Annotated in this window: 17 protein-coding genes; 9 read left to right on the forward strand and 8 right to left on the reverse strand. The window is 55.1% G+C overall.

The window, feature by feature from the left end; genetic code table 11:
* Positions 1-109: 109 nt before the first annotated feature.
* From ACVC7O_RS22165 to ACVC7O_RS22185, 5 genes are all read right to left on the reverse strand, one after another.
* Positions 110-1,963: an ATP-binding protein gene (locus tag ACVC7O_RS22165; protein WP_458326288.1), complete on the reverse strand. Its 1,854-nt coding sequence runs from the start codon at positions 1,961-1,963 to the stop codon at positions 110-112.
* Positions 1,964-2,162: 199 nt separating this feature from the next.
* On the reverse strand, positions 2,163-2,378 hold the full coding sequence (locus ACVC7O_RS22170) for an EAL domain-containing protein (protein WP_458326289.1): 216 nt from the start codon (positions 2,376-2,378) through the stop codon (positions 2,163-2,165).
* Between the two features lie 1,047 nt (positions 2,379-3,425).
* Positions 3,426-3,605 carry a hypothetical protein gene (locus tag ACVC7O_RS22175; RefSeq protein ID WP_458326290.1) on the reverse strand — a complete coding sequence of 60 codons (180 nt, stop codon included), beginning with the start codon at positions 3,603-3,605 and terminating at the stop codon, positions 3,426-3,428.
* Between the two features lie 57 nt (positions 3,606-3,662).
* Complete coding sequence (locus ACVC7O_RS22180) at positions 3,663-3,848, reverse strand: hypothetical protein (protein WP_458326291.1); 186 nt, start codon at positions 3,846-3,848, stop codon at positions 3,663-3,665.
* A gap of 595 nt (positions 3,849-4,443) precedes the next feature.
* Positions 4,444-5,631: a tyrosine-type recombinase/integrase gene (locus ACVC7O_RS22185; RefSeq protein ID WP_458326292.1), complete on the reverse strand. Its 1,188-nt coding sequence runs from the start codon at positions 5,629-5,631 to the stop codon at positions 4,444-4,446.
* A gap of 602 nt (positions 5,632-6,233) precedes the next feature.
* On the opposite strand from ACVC7O_RS22185, the gene ACVC7O_RS22190 reads away from it, so the two are divergent.
* Positions 6,234-7,211, forward strand: coding sequence for a serine hydrolase domain-containing protein (locus ACVC7O_RS22190; RefSeq protein ID WP_458326293.1), 978 nt, complete (start codon positions 6,234-6,236; stop codon positions 7,209-7,211).
* Positions 7,212-7,791: 580 nt separating this feature from the next.
* Here ACVC7O_RS22190 and ACVC7O_RS22195 read toward each other — a convergent pair.
* Positions 7,792-8,454: a GntR family transcriptional regulator gene (locus ACVC7O_RS22195; protein ID WP_458326294.1), complete on the reverse strand. Its 663-nt coding sequence runs from the start codon at positions 8,452-8,454 to the stop codon at positions 7,792-7,794.
* Positions 8,455-8,566: 112 nt separating this feature from the next.
* Here ACVC7O_RS22195 and dctP point away from each other — a divergent pair, with 112 nt between their 5' ends.
* From dctP to ACVC7O_RS22235, 8 genes are all read left to right on the forward strand, one after another.
* Entirely contained in the window at positions 8,567-9,553 is a 987-nt protein-coding gene (dctP, locus tag ACVC7O_RS22200; protein ID WP_458326295.1) for a TRAP transporter substrate-binding protein DctP, read from the forward strand.
* A gap of 64 nt (positions 9,554-9,617) precedes the next feature.
* Positions 9,618-10,142 carry a TRAP transporter small permease gene (locus tag ACVC7O_RS22205; RefSeq protein WP_458326296.1) on the forward strand — a complete coding sequence of 175 codons (525 nt, stop codon included), beginning with the start codon at positions 9,618-9,620 and terminating at the stop codon, positions 10,140-10,142.
* Positions 10,142-11,458 carry a TRAP transporter large permease gene (locus tag ACVC7O_RS22210; protein WP_458326297.1) on the forward strand — a complete coding sequence of 439 codons (1,317 nt, stop codon included), beginning with the start codon at positions 10,142-10,144 and terminating at the stop codon, positions 11,456-11,458. The genes ACVC7O_RS22205 and ACVC7O_RS22210 overlap by 1 nt, the downstream gene beginning before the upstream one ends.
* A 28-nt stretch (positions 11,459-11,486) precedes the next feature.
* A complete protein-coding gene (locus tag ACVC7O_RS22215; protein WP_458326298.1) occupies positions 11,487-12,269 on the forward strand; it encodes a maleate cis-trans isomerase family protein in 783 nt (260 codons plus the stop codon).
* Positions 12,270-12,284: 15 nt separating this feature from the next.
* Positions 12,285-13,121, forward strand: coding sequence for a helix-turn-helix transcriptional regulator (locus ACVC7O_RS22220; RefSeq protein WP_458326299.1), 837 nt, complete (start codon positions 12,285-12,287; stop codon positions 13,119-13,121).
* Positions 13,122-13,203: 82 nt separating this feature from the next.
* Positions 13,204-13,734 carry a YbhB/YbcL family Raf kinase inhibitor-like protein gene (locus ACVC7O_RS22225; protein WP_458326300.1) on the forward strand — a complete coding sequence of 177 codons (531 nt, stop codon included), beginning with the start codon at positions 13,204-13,206 and terminating at the stop codon, positions 13,732-13,734.
* Positions 13,735-14,640: 906 nt separating this feature from the next.
* On the forward strand, positions 14,641-14,913 hold the full coding sequence (locus ACVC7O_RS22230; protein WP_458326301.1) for a GNAT family N-acetyltransferase: 273 nt from the start codon (positions 14,641-14,643) through the stop codon (positions 14,911-14,913).
* Entirely contained in the window at positions 14,910-15,434 is a 525-nt protein-coding gene (locus tag ACVC7O_RS22235; protein WP_458326302.1) for a GNAT family N-acetyltransferase, read from the forward strand. The genes ACVC7O_RS22230 and ACVC7O_RS22235 overlap by 4 nt, the downstream gene beginning before the upstream one ends.
* On the opposite strand, the gene ACVC7O_RS22240 is transcribed toward ACVC7O_RS22235, so the two are convergent.
* Both ACVC7O_RS22240 and ACVC7O_RS22245 read right to left on the reverse strand, forming a co-directional pair.
* On the reverse strand, positions 15,435-16,316 hold the full coding sequence (locus ACVC7O_RS22240) for a DUF1289 domain-containing protein (RefSeq protein ID WP_458326303.1): 882 nt from the start codon (positions 16,314-16,316) through the stop codon (positions 15,435-15,437).
* Positions 16,313-17,107: a cobalamin-binding protein gene (locus ACVC7O_RS22245; RefSeq protein WP_458326304.1), complete on the reverse strand. Its 795-nt coding sequence runs from the start codon at positions 17,105-17,107 to the stop codon at positions 16,313-16,315. Before ACVC7O_RS22245 ends, ACVC7O_RS22240 begins: the two co-directional genes overlap by 4 nt.
* Position 17,108 lies beyond the last annotated feature (1 nt).

Here is a 17,108-nt window from a genome sequence, read left to right on the forward strand (position 1 = left end):
GCGATCAATCAAGAGATGAGTTCAAAACATTTGCCAGATCACTTCTTAAGCGAAGTGATCTGGCTTTTTGTGTCCTACCAAGGCCCGCGACACCGTGTTCATAGCTTCTTTACTTGGGTCCAGCTCTTTGTAACGCCTCAACTAGCACAGCAGCGAGTTCAGAGCGCGAGAAAGGCTTGTTTAGGAGTAGAACGCCCTGGCGAGCTCCTTCCACCACTACTCCCTCGGTTTCCGCGTAGCCGGTCATTAAGATCAGCGCGATCCTTGGATGGCTTTGGCGGACCTCTTCGATAAAGCCTGTTCCGCGTTGCCCGCCTGGAAGCACAACGTCAGACAAGATAATGGCCGGATCGTCTGACGCGTTTTCCATGACGTTTTTCGCTGCTTCGACGCTTTCCGCCGCCATCACGGAATACCCAAGCGATTCCAAAAGTCGGGTCACACTGTCACGAACAGAAGGATTGTCCTCGACAAGCAGGACGGTCTGACCATTTCCTGTCGCTGGGTTCTCGGACGCTTCGTCCGCGGCGGACTCTGGGGCAATCGCAGACCGTGGTAGATAGAGCGTCACGGCTGTTCCTTCTTCGAGCTTGCTCTCGATTGACATTGCGCCGCCAGATTGAACCGCAAAGCCATACACCATCGACAACCCAAGGCCGCTGCCCGTCCCGAATTCCTTGGTCGTATAAAACGGCTCAATCGCGCGCCGCTGAGTTTCCTCATCCATGCCGCTGCCCGTATCATGCACGCGGAGGCGCACGAAGTCCCCAGTGAGATGAGGCGGCGTCCGGCCATTGGGAGTGTTTTTTAGGCTTATTGTGATCACCCCGCCCTCTGGCATCGCATCTCTCGCATTCGTTCCCAGATTGAGGATTGCATTGCTCAGAAGATTTATGTCGATCAAGATCGGCCAACAATCCGCCGTCAGTTCGAGCCTGACTTCGATGTCCTCTCGGAGCGTGCGTCGCATCAGTGCCGTTGTTTCGCGGACAATCTCTTCAGGGAAAACGGGACTCGGTGCCATCGTTTGTTGGCGGGCAAAGGCTAGCAACCTCCGAACTAACTCTGCGCCTCGGTCCGAGGACTGAATGATTGGTTCGATCAGATCTCTGTCTGCGTTTTCCGGTAGCGCAAGCAACTCAGCATGACCTCGGACTGCCGTAAGGAGGTTGTTGAAGTCATGAGCAATCCCGGCCGTAAGCTGCCCTACCGCTTCCAACTTCTGTGCCTGTAAGAGCCTCTCTTCATTTCGCTTCCTCTCTTCCAAAGCGTCGTTACGAGCGGCTTCGAGCATCTCACCCATGTGCTCATTTTGGTTGTCGAGGATCTTACGTGCTTCAAATTCAGAGACAAAGACGCGCTCGTGGCGCCTGATGCTCTGGTAGACAATGAACAAAAAGGTCGTTGTGACCAAAGCGAATGCCCAGAAAGTCGGCTGCTCTGCCGTACGACTGAAACCGATGAATGACCCTGCAATGATCATCCCGCAAAAAGCGTATGCCGCTGCTGGAAGCGGATAGAGCGCAATGGCACCACCCGCGATCATTCCCGCCGCGAGGGCGATAAAGAAGGCCTGCAAAAGCCCCTCGACCTCTGGCAAGATTATGAGGCCCGGATATGCCCAGAGCATTCCCAAAAGCGCAGCCTGTACAACACTACGCCGGTAGGTGCGCTTAGACAGCGAGTCCGGAAACGGTTTGCTGCTGCGCGCCGCTTGTCGAGCCGTGAACATGCTGGCCGTCACCACAACGACCGATGCCCACACGACGGCATCCAGACGGACTTGATCTTCGAACCAGAGGATCAACAGAACAGATAGAGCATTCGCAGCATTCGCGAACATCATGGTTGGCGTGAGGCGCGATATCGCAAAGATCCGCCTCGCCAAGACTTGACCCGTGTCAACCAACGCGTCGCTCTCAGTTTCCAAAGTGGCTCTATCCGGGCGTTCGGGCAAATTCATCGGCGTTTCAAAACCCCTTTAGCCAATTGGTCGAATGCTGCGTGTTGGCATCTTGCAATGCAGTTATAGAGCGTCATTGAGAGAACAATTTCTACGACCCAATTCGATAAATTCATCATCGCACAGTGACCAGCGGGCGATGCATCAACGCAATACTGACACAATTCCGCACTCCTGGCTCTTGGCAATCCATGATCGGTTAAATCTTGCTCTTCGCCGTATTGTCGAGCAGGAGCAAAGGGAAGCGATTGTTGCTGCGGAGAAGGTGGTCAAGGCGCATGGGCTGCTCCGAAAACCCAACATCACCTAGGTCAGCAGGGCGACCGAAAACGTACCCCTGGAGTACATCGCAACCCGACTTCGAAAGTAGCTCCGATTGTTCCGGTGTTTCAATCCCCTCAGCCGTTGTTCGCATGCCCAACCGCTAACCAGGCTACCCGAGCTTCTTGATGACAGGTACTTGCTCCTCTGTTGGGAGCACAATCGCAATCGTACCCTCCACGTTTGGAATACGAGAGGCCATGTAGCGCGCGTCGTGTTCAGCCTTGTCTATCGACCCCCGCTTTAGGTTTGGGCGAGTGTGGGCATGCGAACCGTATGTTAATTTTTTGTTCACCAAAATCTCGCCAAATTGTCCGGGCGGCAGAATGCATATTGGCTGTCGGCGCAACTCGACCCCAACCCAAGCTGCGCGGCGATGGTGTTCCTCGCACCATCGCCCCTGACACTATCCAAAATCACGATACCGACCCTTCGGCACGTAGATGGTGTGCTGCCTCACGCTGGGGTCAATGAACCTGGATCCGCAGACGGTACAACAAAACACCATACGCGCCCTGATCTGAAGCCAATTGAAGTCCTGCCGGAGTTGGTTGCTGGAGATCTCCCCGCAATGCTCGGTAGGGCACCGAACGCCAAGAATGCAAGGTGTGTCGTATCCAATGTCGGCCAACCAAAATCAACCATTCCGGTACTCATTGATTGTCTACAGTCTTCAGTTGATAAGCTCATTGGCTCGATGCGGAGACAAGACATAAAGCCGGTTGTCAAACACTGAACGAATTCAGTTGATTGAGTGTCAACTCGGATCAGCGGCACATCAGTTCTGAAGACCGCATTTGTCATTCAATACTTGAAGCAAACAAGTGCCAAAGCACAAACTGCGAGATGCTTCTGGACTATTCAGCTCAAACGAGCCTGGTGAACCTAAGCACGCAAAAGAGGATCAAGGCCCAACCGGCGCAAGCGATCAACATCAGATGAACAGGTTTGGCGCGTGATGGCTTTGCATTTGTGTTCGCCGCAGCGGGTCGTCCTAGCGTACGCCCCACATGGAACCTAGAACTTGGAATTCTGCTTTCCCCAAATCGCATAACATATGACTGTCCAATCAAGGCAGATTTGGCAAGCGGCCCCTGGCTGACTTTGTGTCCTGGCATCGCTAAGGTCCAAATCCTCTGGTTCAATTGACTTCGTCGAGCGCGCCCAATGCGGCCTTTCTAGTTTCCTCGTCGGAAGTGGCATCGTTGATGTATGCTTCGAGAGCGACCTTTAGTCCGGCGATCAAGCCTTCGTGCTGGTTTGTCTCTGCAAACTCTTTAAGGTCTTGGATAGAATTAAGAATTTCGTCCGACTGAATCATTCTAAACCCCGTGTTGTCAGGTTGGGGCATTGTCGAAACAGATTGGCTAATAATTTGTTAATTCCAAGCAACCAGCCCCTGAAGAGGCTCTGATGAACGATCCAGTGTTGTTTCAATACCACGCTGGACTGTAAGCATTTCGTTTAGCAAATTCCTCATGGCCTTGGCGGTGGCATCAAAGCCATGCGCCTCAGCATCGATCATCGTGGACTCGGCGATTTGTATTGATTCCGGAAGGTCCATTTGGTTCTCCAAGCTAGTGCTTCTGTTGCTGCGGGTCTCAGTGAGGGTCCTTAACAAGGCGTAAACAAAACCACGGCATTAAGTGATAGATTGTAGATTTGGCCCGAAGACTATCTACATGTAGTGGCAGGTTAGGCCAAAAATACCCTTTGTTGTGGCTCACCCTATGGTCACATTGTTACACGCATCGGTGTACGACGGAATACGGTCGAACCCTATGCGACGATTTGCAGGCCCCCCAGAGCGGACAGTTAGCGTCGGCCCGGCCTGGGAAAAATGATTCCAACGCGTGATATCACAAAGTGTCAAATCTAGATGTGAAGTGCTTCACAGTTTCCGCTCTCGTTGCGACGTAGGCACCAAACTCTTTCGAAGCCGCAAAATCAATTCTCCCGAGTTCAAACAGGTAGAAAGCTCTCGTCGGCAATATGGTATTTGTAGTAGTTTTGAGCATGCAAGTTTTGGCATTGGTGTCGTTCATTGCTGCTCGAGTGGACGTCTCGCTTGTTTGCCCAAAAGGATCCTGATCAGTACGAAGGACAGCCCAAAGTGGAGTGCTTGCAATGCTCGCCGAGGGCGAGCTCCACTTCAGTGGTCAAGGCGATCTCAGTTCCTCTTCGCGAGCCCGCAACAAGCCCACTAACTCGCCAGATGCTCTGCTTCTGTTTTTCCTTGGCCAGGACCATTGGGGCTCCGTATGGCTCTGCAATATCTCCCGCAAGCGTTCGAGCCTATGGTCCTTTCTCGGTTTCTGAAGTGGCGCAAATCGTCGAGAAATCTCGCCCTCAAGACCGTCACAGCACAGATGACCATAAGTTCGGCTCACAGTGTCGGTGTTAGCGTGTCCGAGTTGCTTGGCAATCATTGCAAGCGGCATTCCCGCTTGAACTAGTTGACTTGCATATGTGTGCCGCAGACCATGAAATACAAAGCTCTCCGGCAAATCGGCCCGCCTTACAGCTTCCTTGAAAAGATACTTGTGGCAGCCAGACCAAGACCGCCCGGAGGCCATTCTAAAAACCAGATCCTCGTCATCCAATGCTTCGACTCGGTCCAAAAAGAACGTCATGCCTTCGTTTGGTAGCATGACGTAGCGCCCGCGATAGCTCTTCATGGGTGCTACGTAGATGCCAAATACATGGCCGCCAACGTCGCGCGCTTTAAGGCGAGCGAGTTCAGATACGCGACAGCCCGAATACAGAGCGCCTTGAACCAAGAGAGCCAGGTCCGGTCGGCAGGAGGCAATCAAACGCTTTGCCGCGGCCCTGGTCAAAAAGGACTGCCGCGGCGTATCGGCATGAGGCACGCGCCGAAGGCGCCGCCAAGACAACTCACTATCGACATCACCGTTTTCCCAGGACATCTCAATGGCTGTTCGGAGAAGCCCTATGACTGTGTTGAGGGTCTTCTTCCTCTTGCGAAGTCGCTCATGATCAATGTCGACCAGGCGAACTCTGGCTCCTGCACCGCCTCTTCCTCGTTTGGGCGCGGTCTCAAGAACGTCGATACAGAATTGTGTGAAAACGGATTGGCTGAGCTCCTCTACGGGCAAATGCCCAAGGCGAGGAATGATGTGATAGTTGATCAGGGACAAAGATGTTTCGAAGTATGTTCTCGCGGCGGCTATGCGCTTCCATTCGACGAACGCGTGCATCGCATCCCCAACAGTGAAGCGAGCTTCTGCTTTTAAGTAGTTGAGCTGGGCGTTGACGCCGACCGGATACTTTTTGGACGAGACGGCCGCGACCTTCGGCTCATTGAACCAGTCATTGGCAACACCCATGGCTTGCTCATAACTCAGCCCACCGCTGTGGCTTAGCACATGTGATCCGAGTCTTGTTTGCCTGTATCCTCCATCCAAGCGTCGAACCCGGGCCATCCAGTACAGTTTGCCAGACGGTAGCTTCTGCAAACCAAGGTGGCGACAGAACTCCAAGATGTTCCAGTAGGGGCTATTTCTGGGCCTGAGTGCCTTCACGTTTTCTTCACAGGCCAATGAGGGCGCATGTACTGTTTTTCGCATGTCTTTGTTGCTCCGTCAGTTTGAACGACTTCAGTGTTGCCGACACGCTCTACAGCGCAACAAGTATGGATAGACGTAATGCTAGTTGCGAATGATGAACGTCAGCCTATGAACAGAGTTAACAGGGGCCCCACCGCTGTGTCGCAGCGAGGCCGATTTCAAGTGATATCGGAGTGGCGAACTGTCGTATAATACGTCTGATGCGACGAGCCACATCTCTGCGTCTTGCCCCCTGCGCGCGGTTGGTCTCAGCCAGGGTGACAGGGTTCGTCGGGACCTCCGGTCGAAACCGTTTCTCACTGCCCACGCTATTGTGATTGGGGAATCATGGACACGATGGCGCACTCGAACATTGTAAAGGGATGATCCCTCGCCGAAGATTACTCATGTCAGCCGTCGTTGCCGTCGCGGCTCCGAGACATGTTTTTGCCCGGGACGCCGAACTCCGAAAGGCTATCGACAGCCTCCCACAGCTCTACACGCTTCAAGTCCAACATCACGACGAACTGGTCTTCGCCGAAGCTCCTCGAGGGCCGGGATTGGAGCGGTTGGCAAACATAAAGTCGTGTTCCAAAAGCATTGTCGCCTTGCTGCTCGGGGCAGAAATCGATCGCGGCACCTTCGCTTCGGTCGAGGTCACTCTGGGTGACGCCGCTCCCGGCATACTGCCTCCAAGTGCAGCGCCAGGCGCAGCCGATATTACTCTCGAGGACCTCGTAACGCTCCGCGCGGGGCTCGGTCGCACATCGGGACCAAACTACGGAGAGTGGGTGAGCTCATCGAACTGGCTCGCGTACGCACTGACCCGTCCAATGGTCGACGAGCCGGGTGGCCGAATGCTCTATTCTACTGGTTCTACGCACATTCTGGGCGCCGTGCTCACCGAAGCCACGGGCCTGAGCCTTCTGGAGCTTGCACGCACTCATCTTGGTAGACCGCTCGAGATAGAGATCCCGCCATGGACGCGCGATCCCCAAGGGTACTATCTCGGCGGCAATGAGATGGCACTGCATCCAACTGCTATGTTGAAGCTTGCAGTGCTCATGCGCGATGGAGGTCGGTTTGATGGCAGGCAGGTGGTCTCACGTGACTGGATCAACGCTTCTACCGAACCGTGGGCCCGCTCACCTTGGTCTGGCCTATCCTATGGTTACGGTTGGTTTCTGTCGCCCTCCGGCTACGTTCTGGGTAGAGGCTACGGGGGACAAATTATCGCTGCGCACCCTGAGCGAGGCCTGGCAGTCGCAATCACCTCCGATCCGACCCGGCCTGCAAGGTCCGGTGGATACTTTGGGGACCTTATGAGACTTCTCGACGGTCCAATCCTCGCCCTGGCATAGAGCGAACTGCCCTGAAGTTTGCGTGCTTCCGTCAAGAGTGGCAGGGCAGGGCAGACCTGAAGCAACACACATCTGTTTGACGCCGGGAAGTGGTCAGCAGATTTGATGGACTGAAATTGAAAGCCTTTTCTAGTAGCTGGCTCGGCCGAGCAAGAGTTTGATAAGCTAACTTATGGTAATTAAATCGCCATCGACTGGCGTTGGTGGGACTTGCGATATGCTGTTCCAAGTACTGAAGTAAGATGTCTTCGCTGATGGTACCGATGGTGTTTGAGAAACACCCCCAGACCCAAAACCGTCGACTCCTGCGGAACGTTACGAACATTTGACTCCGTTGGATGGGATTTCAGAGTCCGATCAATGGGCAGCGTGACGTAAAATCTGGCCCAAACGTCAAGCATTTTGGGCCCAAAGGTTCCGAAGCGGCGAGAGCTGACATAGGTCCTGATCGCGGCGAAATCCGGCTACGAGCCCATAGCAACCAATGCTGCGACTCGGATGAACATCTCCTATGTAAGCCAAAGCCGACTTTTGCGGCAGTGGTTTAGACTGGAACAAAGATCAGAAATTTGAAATCACGCTAGGCCACGTTTTGAAGCAGAAGCGGCAGTCGCTGACCCTGCAGCATCATGTGGCTGCGCATGAGCTCGGCTGCGCGCGCGCCCTCCCCATCAGCGATCGCACTCCTTATCTCTTCATGTTCCTGCGACGACTGAGACAGACGGTTGCGCATCTTGTACGGCATGGAGCGGTACGGGTTGATGCGAGTTTCGATCTCGGCCAATTCTTCGACTAGCCATGCGTTTCCTGATGCGGCGTGAATGGCCGCGTGAAATTGCAGATTGGCGGCGGCATATGCGACAGCGTCATTCTGCTTGGCCGCCTCCGCACAAGCATCGCACCCTGCTTGGATACTTGCAATTGCGTCCTCGGTAAGTCTTTCGGCCGCCAGTCGGCATGCCAGCCCTTCTAACTCAGCTGCAACCTCAAAGATGTCGATGATCTCCTTCGCCGAAAGCGTGCGGACAAAGGCTCCCTTGCGCGAGCGCGTCTCAAGAAGACCACACTCCACCATCGAACGAACTGCCTCGCGGACTGGCGTGCGTGATACGTCGAATCGCCGTGCGAGTTCCGCCTCTTCAAGCTGATCACCCGGCTTCAGGACACCTTCATGAATTTCTTTCTTAAGTGTTTCAATGAGTTGGTCAGCAACGCGGTTCATCAGCAAGTCCTTGGTTTTCATGGGAAAGTACCATCTGAATTCAGTGTTGTCGATACGCAAAAATATATATTGCGCCCACATAAATCCTATCTGTATACATATAATCCATATCTGAACGCGCAGGGAGGAAATCATGCGTCTCACGACAACGGCTTTTGCCGCCGCTTTAACCGCAGTTGCACTGACCACAGCAGTCCAGTCTCAAGAGCTTCGGCTGTCCCACCAATGGTCGACCCAAGACATACGTCACCAGGTTGCAGAGATCGTCGCGAATGAGGTGGCTGCGGCCGATGTCGGTCTGGAGATCACGATTTTCCCGTCAAAGTCGCTTTTCAAACCGCGTGAGCAATATCGGCCGCTCAGCCGGGGGCAGCTCGATATGTCGGTTTTCCCGCTCAGCTATGCGGGTGGTCAGCAGCCGTCGTTTAACCTCACGCTGATGCCCGGTCTTGTCAAAAACCATGATCATGCGGCGCGCCTCTCTCAATCGCCCTTCATGGAAGCGCTTGAAGGAAAGATGGCCGAGGATGATGTGATGGTTCTGGTGCATGGCTATCTTGCTGGTGGCTTTGTCGGCAAGGAGAGCTGCATTACCAGTCCCGAAGACGTGGTCGGCCTTCAGACCCGTGCGGCGGGTAAGTCCTTTGAGCAGATGCTGGTTGGTGCCGGGGCATCGATTGCATCGATGGCGTCCTCGGAAATCTACAGCGCAATGCAAACAGGTGTTCTGGACGCAGCAAATACGTCGTCTTCCTCCTTTGTATCCTATCGGATTTTTGAGCAGGTCGCCTGCTATACACCCGCTTCGGATGTAGCTCTTTGGTTCCTTTATCAGCCGCTCTTGATGAACAAATCGACGTTTGAGGGCCTGAGTACCGAACAGCAAGAAGCGTTGTTAGCAGCGTCCGAAGTCGCCGAAGCTTTCTATCTGGAAGAGGCGAAGAAACAGGATGCGGCATCGGTCGCTGTTTTTGAAGAAGCAGGCGTTGAGATCGCAGAAATGACAACCGAGGACTTTGCTGCCTGGCAGGCGCTGGCGCAGGAGACATCCTACAGGTCGTTTGTAGAGACGGTCGATGGCGGGCAAGAGCTGCTCGATATGGCTTTGGCCGTCGAGTGAAGCCATTCCGGGCGGGGCCAAGGTCCCGCCCTTCGCCTTTTACATTTCCTGAGAAGAAATTCCCATGACAGCAACAACCAAGACTCTCGGCACACAGATTGTGCCTGTGACCCGCACCATCGGGTGGCTATCAGAAGTGTCGGGCTGGGTCGCCGCGTCGATGATACTCGGAGCCGTTCTGCTGACCTGCCAGATGATTTTCGTGCGTTTCGTGCTCAACGCCTCAACAGTTTGGCAGACCGAAGTGGTCGTGTACCTCATGGTTGGCGCGACGCTCTTGGGGCTCGCTTTCGTGCAAAAGCACAAAGGTCACGTAAACGTAGACCTTCTGCCGATGATGCTCGGCGCAAAATCTGCGCGCGTTCTGGCCATCGTCACCCAAGTTGCCGCCATGCTCGTTGTCGCGCTCTGTCTGTTCTATGGATATGAGTTCTGGCATCTGGCACAATCGCGTGGCTGGACATCTGACACAGTGACAGCTGTGCCTTTATGGATCCCTTATTTGGCGCTCCCCCTCGGCCTCGGCCTCTTTTTGCTGCAGCTCATCGCAGATCTTCTCACAACTCTATCCTCTAAAGGGGACATCTGATGGACCCGTTAACTCTCGGCACGCTGCTTGGCGTCATCACGATCCTTGTCCTGTTCTCCGGAATTTCTGTGGCCATTGGATTGTTGCTCGTCTCAGCAGCTTTTCTGTTCATTTTCGATGGCTTGCGGTCGCTGGAGCTGATCCCCGAAGTGCTGTTTGGCAAGCTTGACAGCTTTGCACTCTTGTCGATCCCTATGTTCATCATCATGGGTGCATCTATAGCGTCGACCAGGGCAGGCGCAGATCTTTACGAAGCGCTAGAGCGCTGGTTGACCCGAGTACCCGGCGGATTGGTCGTGTCGAACCTCGGGGCCTGCGCACTCTTCTCCGCAATGTCTGGGTCCAGTCCAGCCACCTGCGCGGCGATTGGCAAGATGGGCATCCCTGAGATGCGCAAGCGGGGCTATTCGGAGGAAATCGCAACTGGATCCATCGCCGCTGGCGGCACCCTTGGCATCCTAATCCCGCCTTCAATCACCATGATCGTCTACGGGATTGCGACAGAGACCTCGATTGGGCGATTGTTTCTTGCTGGCGTCATCCCTGGGCTCATGCTGGTGGGTCTGTTCATGGCGTGGTCGATCTATGCGACCTGGGCGTCGGGCGGTCGCGCCGTTCTTGCGAAAGCCGGCTATAGCTGGCGCGAGCGGTTCGAGATCATGCCCCGCGTTGTACCGTTCATCGCAATCATCATTGGCGTGCTCTACGCGATGTATGGCGGCATCGCCACGCCATCCGAGACCGCAGCTGTGGGCGCGCTTCTGTGTCTGATCGTCGCTATGATCATCTATAAGCTCACCAGCCCGACCGCCCTTTGGTCTGTCCTGCGCGACAGCACAAAGGAAAGCATCATGATCCTATTCATTATCGCGGCTGCTGGTGTCTTTTCCTACATGCTTTCCAGCCTGTTCATCACACAATCGATTGCAGCCTGGATCAGCGAGCTTGACGTAAACCGTTGGGTACTAATGGGCGCGATCAACGTCTTCCTGATCATCGCAGGGTTCTTCTTGCCTCCCGTCGCGGTGATCTTGATGACAGCGCCTATCCTGCTCCCTGTCATCACAGGCGCAGGCTTTGATCCAATTTGGTTTGCGGTTGTGTTGACGATCAACATGGAGATCGGGCTCATCAGCCCACCTGTTGGCCTGAACCTTTACGTCATCAACGGCATCGCGCCTGAAATCTCGCTGAAGAAAATCCTGCGCGGTTCACTGCCCTTTGTCGCATGCATGCTCATCGCCATCGTGCTGCTTTGCCTGTTCCCCGGACTGGCCACGTGGTTGCCCGATGCCGTGATGGGCCCGGCGCTTTGACCTTAATCTCACAGTGGAGTTTAGAACCATGAACACCCTCAATTATCGCCGCGTTGGGATGATCGTGCCCAGCTCCAACGTCACCATGGAAACGGAGATTCCGGCGCTTCTGAAGGCACGTGAAGCGATCCTGCCCGACCGTTTCACGTTTCACGCTTCGCGGATGCGCATGAAGGCGGTTGTGAAGGAAGAGCTTGAGGCCATGGATGCCGACAGCGTGCGCTGTGCGACCGAGCTTTCGGATGCGGCTGTCGAAGTCCAAGCCTATGCTTGTCTCGTTGCCATCATGTCCATGGGCCTTGGGTATCATCGGACATCTTCGGAAAAGCTCCACGCAGCCACCGTGGAAAACGGATGTCCAACGCCAGTGCTGAATTCTGCCGGAGCCTTAGTGGATGCCATGAAAGAGATGGGATTCAAGAAGGTATCCATTATCTGCCCTTACATGAAGCCGCTCACGAAACTCGTCGTGGACTACATCGAGCACGAAGGCATTGAAGTGCAGGACTTTCTGGCGCTTGAAATCCCCGACAATCTGAAAGTTGCCGGTCAGGACCCGGCTGCGCCCGCTGAACTTTGGCGGAAGCTTGATCTCACCGGTGTCGATGCCATTGTTGCTTCTGCCTGCGTGCAAATGCCGTCTCTGCCCGCCATAGAAATGATCGAACGGGCGTCAGGCCTGCCAACGCTGTCTGCATCCGTGGCGACAACGCGCCAAATCTTGCGCGAACTTGGCCTGACAGAGGTCGCACCCGGCGGCGGAGCGCTTTTATCGAACGGCATTCCGGCCGCTTTGCAACAAGTGGCGTAAGCCTAGCGAACTACTATGCTTCCAGACGGCCTAGTGGACCAATCAGAGAGGATCGAAACCAATGGTGTTTCGGTCCTCGACATCTCCCAAGCAACCACTGCCATCTTCACCGATCTCTATTTTCGCCAAACGTTTCTGTTCTTTATCGAGCGCGGAAGCAAACTGGTCTCAGATCCTGTGCACGGCGATCTGGTCGGCGAAGCTGGAGACCTGATGATCTTTCCGGCGGGCGCTATGGTCACGATGATCAACAGGCCGCTGATGAACCAGTCTTACAAGGCCACAGGCGTCAGCTATACCCGCGCGCTGACGGAGATCGTGTTTCCCCGTCGCGTGCAACCGTCGAAGCCGCCCACGGTTCGTGTTCTACGGGCGGACGAACATGCGCCGGCCCGCATTCTGAGACTTTTGCGAGACACGTTGACCGAGCATGACCTGCCTCAATCCATCCGAGAGAGCCGGATGCTGGAACCTTTGGTTTGGCTCAAGGACGCGCAAATCGATGTTCCGACACAGGGTGAAGACAGTCCCGTCAGCCAGGTGCGCCGCATCATCGACGCCGACCTGAGTTATCCCTGGCGGGCGAGCGATGTGGCGTCCGAGCTTGCCATGAGCGAAGCGTCAATGCGGAGATTGCTCTCGTCGACCGGTCAGGGTTTTGCTCGGATTCTGCAGAATTCACGCCTAGAACGCGGTCTGACGCTGCTGCAAACAACACAGGAACAGGTATCATCGATTGCGCTCGACTGCGGGTTCAAAACCCCGTCTCATTTTGCGGATGCTTTCCGCCAAAGGTTCGGAATTAAGCCAAAGGACATACGCTCAGCCGCAAATCTGATCGAAATCCGATAGTTGTTGCGCGCCAGCCGGAAGTCGCGGAGGGCGCTTGCGCATATCTGAAGTCCATCGAAACACTGATCGAAAGGACTTGAAAATGATCCGCACACTTCTTGCTTCGACAATCGCTGTTGCAGGCCTTTCAGGGGCCGTATCCGCTGAAGGCCTGACCCTCAGCAGCCCCGACATTGCCGAAGGTCAGCAGCTTGCATCGGACTTTGTCTTCCAAGGATTTGGCTGCGATGGCGGCAACGTGGCCCCCACTCTTTCCTGGACAGGTGCGCCTAAAGGAACCGAAAGCTTCGCCGTGACAGTCTATGATCCTGATGCACCAACCGGTTCGGGTTGGTGGCACTGGTTTGCCTTTAACATTCCGAACAATGTGACGTCGCTGCCGGGTGGCGAGGCGATGCCTGCTGGCGCTGTCGAGCTGACCAATGATTACGGTGCGACCGGTTTTGGCGGTGCATGCCCGCCTCCAGGTGAAGTTCACCGCTACATGTTCACCGTGCACGCCCTGGGCACAACGCTTGAAATCGACAATTCGGTCAGCAATGCCTTGGCAGGCTTCATGGTGAACGCCAACAGCATAGACAGCTCAACGATTACTGCGGTGTTCACACGATAGCATTTCAGCAGCTTTCAGGATTCAAAGAGGGCGAAGAGCGAGAAGAGTTAGTCGCGCTCTTCGCTTTCTCCAAAGCTTTTGGGTGTTCTAAGTGACACCTGCGATGGCTGCGGTTCGTGCAAGGCGGCCCTCAAGAATAAATGCAGGAACGGCCGTTCAGTCCGCCCTGTGGCCATCCGATCGCTTTGCAGCAAAGGTCGGCAGAGAGCCCAATGTGGTCATTGTGATTTTTCGCTGCGTGCGCACGCAGCTTAGAGACTGCTGCAACGGCGCAGAACTCTACACTGCTGCACGGCGGGTAAAGCGGTCATTGATGCAATCCACAGTGGCAACGAAACATACGAAGATCAATTCGCGGACAAAGCGGCCAATCACCTTGCAAAGGCCAATGTTCGATTTGGTCGCAGAAGCAGCCGCTTTCTATCATCATTCAGGCATGTTAACCGGAGCCATGGCTTTGGCACTGAACCACGCACATCATTTCACCCATTTTGTATGGGGTGGAAAGGCGTGCGCGGCATAGGCTGAGACCTTTCTTTAGAACCCCACCGATTGGAGTGGGGTCGCTGCTCCTTCGGCAAACCAAGGAGCAAAGTATGACGACAAAAAATGCGAAGCATAGCGCCTGCGAGATAACCGAGATGCGGTTGGCAGCCGAAATACTCATCCGAGCTGTCGAGCCGGAAGATGCGCCTGGCGTGACAGCTTTGATGAACCTGCCTGGTTATCGTTGGGGCACGATGCGGCTGCCTTACCAAAGCGTGAGCACAACGCGACAAAAGATGTCGACGAGCGGACCGAATTTCGTATGCCTTGTGGCCACCTCGAAAGAAGAGATTGTTGGAATGGCCTCTCTGACGCGCTTTGAGGGGCGCAGGTCACATGTTGGTGCCATAGGCATTAGGCATGGGCGTTCACGATGCTTGCGTCGGTAATGGACTTGGAACGCGTTTGTTGACGTCATTGCTTGAGGTGGCTGACGATTGGTGGGCCTTGCGCAGGATCGAATTGACCGTGAACGTGGACAACGGTCGCGCTATAAGTCTGTACGAACGTATGGGGTTTGAACGCGAAGGTGTGTTGCGAGACTATGCTTTGCGAGGGGGTGCATTCATTGATGCCGTCAGCATGGCACGCTTGGCGAATGCGCCTCGGTCAGGACAGAGTAGTGAGACATGATCAACACCGACCGTCTAGCCTTAAGGCCGTTTTGCGATGATGATCTTCCTCGAGTCAAAGAAATCCTCGGCGATCCCAAGGTTATGGCTTTCAGCGGCAATGGTCCGCTTGATCATACGGCCTGCTGCGAATGGTTGAAGCGTGCGACACAAACCACCCCGGATCACGGATTGCCCCTGATGCTGGCCATTTGCCTGAAGTCGGACGATCGGTTGATTGGATATGTTTCACTCGCAAACGATCCTCACCGTGTGAGCGAAGGTGAAGCAGAACTCGGTTTCCGTTTGGCCAATGATTGGTGGGGTCGCGGAATTGCGACGGAGGCCGGAAAGGGCATGGTGGCTCACGCAACATGCCTGCCAAAGACCCAACGTGTCGTGGCCATTGTCGATCCAAACAACCAACAATCAGTACGCGTCTTGCAGAAGATCGGCATGACCTATGAAAGGGACGTGATGTTCGAAGGCTACGACTATCCCGACCATAAGTTTAGCCTGGCGCTGGCCTCAGCAGCGCGTTGATCACTTCGGCGGGTAAAAGATTGCCCCAGGCAAATATGCGCGCGGCAAATCCATACCAACGGGCAACGCTCGCGCTGTTTCTAGATGATCTGGCAAGAGATGCGTGTGAGGCCCATCAGGTGATTTCGCGTCAGGCGGCGGGATTTGCCCCTGTACTTCGATACGTCCGAGCGCGCTTTCGACAATGCGTGTCGGACTTTCTGTGACCAATGAACCAGCGATCATTGGTAAGGCCTTTGGAAACGTGAGTCCCGTGGAAGCATCAAGCGCCTCTTGTGCGGCTCCTTCGCCCAATCGGACACAGAAACGCCCCTCTTTTCGAGCCAACCCAAGGTCATAAAGCTTGGTGTTTTTCTCCTGCAGCAAAGCACCGGCATCGGGGCCTAGATCGGCAACACCAGAGGCGACGGGCAGACGTCCGCGCTCTCGTTTAACTGCAAGAACAATCCGAGGTTTGGCCTCCCAGTCGGGGGGATCAAATGTCAGCGCGCGAATGTCATCGTTGATTTTCACCCGCAATGCGCCGTTCTTCGTGTAGGCGATGATGTCATCACCATCGACCTGCACTTCAACTTTTTCGCCCTGAGCAGCCGTGAATTCAGCGACGGCTCCGACAACTCCGATGACCCAGGTGCCGCGTCCGGCTTCCAGCGTTGAGGTTACAAACGCGCGGACATTGTCTGTGGTCCAAGGCATCCTGCGGCACGTGACACCCAGCTCTTTCAAACGACCGGGTATCTGATCCCAGACCTCTTGCCGCGTTGCTTCCGGCTGCACGCGCCACCCGTCCATTTCCTCACCGGACCGCCCACACCCTAGGCACCAACCAGTCGCCTCATCGAGTTTGCATACGCCTGTGCAGGGACTTGCGACGGTCATCATAGGGTCTCTTTCTCTTTGGTCAGCGCAGCCAGGATCGCATCCAATCCATCGGTGAGTGCCGCTGGCCCGGGTTGAAGGATGAGAGGGGATTTGATCTCGATGATCCGGTTGTCGCGGACTGCTGGGATGGTGTCCCATCCGGGTCGCGCTGCGATTTTCTCAGGTCGCACTTTCTTGCCACACCAAGACGCGAGGATAACGTCTGGAGCCGCTGCGATCACCTGGTCCGAGGTCACGAACCGATCCTTCGCCGCACCTTGCTCAGCCAAACCCGGAAAGACGTCTTGGCCCCCTGCAATCTCCACCAGTTCTGAGACCCAGCGGATGCCAGAAATCATCGGCGCGTCCCATTCCTCAAAATACACTTTGAGGCGGGAACGCTGTTGCGTTCTTGCAGCTATGGCCGCCAGTCGTTGTTCGTAATGGTCCGCCAAACGAGCGGCTCGTCGCCCTTGTCCTACTGTTGCACCAAGGTGGCGGATCATGGCGAGAATGCCTGCGATGTCCCTTTGGTTGTACGCCATGACAGCGACGCCTGACCGGATGAGTTCGGCGGCAATATCTGCCTGTAGATCAGAAAACGTCAGAACGAGATCTGGACAGAGTGCGAGGATCTTCGGAATGTCGGCAGAGGTAAACGCGGCCACGCGTTTCTTCTCTTTACGCACCCGCTTAGGGCGGACAGCGTAGCCAGACACTCCGACAATACGGTCCTCTTCCCCCAACAGATAGAGCGTCTCAACCGTTTCCTCGGTCAAACAGACAATCCGCTCTGGAGGAAACCTGCGCATG

Source organism: Roseobacter cerffii, assembly GCF_054226325.1.

Bases quoted from the DNA above. Each gene is read 5' to 3' on its own strand.
- ACVC7O_RS22220 (WP_458326299.1), top strand. From the start codon at position 12,285: ATGCTTCCAGACGGCCTAGTGGACCAATCAGAGAGGATCGAAACCAAT.
- ACVC7O_RS22185 (WP_458326292.1), bottom strand. From the start codon at position 5,631: ATGGGTGTTGCCAATGACTGGTTCAATGAGCCGAAGGTCGCGGCCGTC.
- ACVC7O_RS22170 (WP_458326289.1), bottom strand. From the start codon at position 2,378: ATGCGAACAACGGCTGAGGGGATTGAAACACCGGAACAATCGGAGCTA.
- ACVC7O_RS22240 (WP_458326303.1), bottom strand. From the start codon at position 16,316: ATGATGACCGTCGCAAGTCCCTGCACAGGCGTATGCAAACTCGATGAG.
- ACVC7O_RS22195 (WP_458326294.1), bottom strand. From the start codon at position 8,454: ATGAAAACCAAGGACTTGCTGATGAACCGCGTTGCTGACCAACTCATT.
- ACVC7O_RS22180 (WP_458326291.1), bottom strand. From the start codon at position 3,848: ATGGACCTTCCGGAATCAATACAAATCGCCGAGTCCACGATGATCGAT.
- ACVC7O_RS22205 (WP_458326296.1), top strand. From the start codon at position 9,618: ATGACAGCAACAACCAAGACTCTCGGCACACAGATTGTGCCTGTGACC.
- ACVC7O_RS22230 (WP_458326301.1), top strand. From the start codon at position 14,641: ATGGGCGTTCACGATGCTTGCGTCGGTAATGGACTTGGAACGCGTTTG.
- ACVC7O_RS22215 (WP_458326298.1), top strand. From the start codon at position 11,487: ATGAACACCCTCAATTATCGCCGCGTTGGGATGATCGTGCCCAGCTCC.
- ACVC7O_RS22175 (WP_458326290.1), bottom strand. From the start codon at position 3,605: ATGATTCAGTCGGACGAAATTCTTAATTCTATCCAAGACCTTAAAGAG.
- ACVC7O_RS22225 (WP_458326300.1), top strand. From the start codon at position 13,204: ATGATCCGCACACTTCTTGCTTCGACAATCGCTGTTGCAGGCCTTTCA.
- ACVC7O_RS22165 (WP_458326288.1), bottom strand. From the start codon at position 1,963: ATGAATTTGCCCGAACGCCCGGATAGAGCCACTTTGGAAACTGAGAGC.
- ACVC7O_RS22245 (WP_458326304.1), bottom strand. From the start codon at position 17,107: ATGCGCAGGTTTCCTCCAGAGCGGATTGTCTGTTTGACCGAGGAAACG.
- dctP (WP_458326295.1), top strand. From the start codon at position 8,567: ATGCGTCTCACGACAACGGCTTTTGCCGCCGCTTTAACCGCAGTTGCA.
- ACVC7O_RS22210 (WP_458326297.1), top strand. From the start codon at position 10,142: ATGGACCCGTTAACTCTCGGCACGCTGCTTGGCGTCATCACGATCCTT.
- ACVC7O_RS22235 (WP_458326302.1), top strand. From the start codon at position 14,910: ATGATCAACACCGACCGTCTAGCCTTAAGGCCGTTTTGCGATGATGAT.
- ACVC7O_RS22190 (WP_458326293.1), top strand. From the start codon at position 6,234: ATGATCCCTCGCCGAAGATTACTCATGTCAGCCGTCGTTGCCGTCGCG.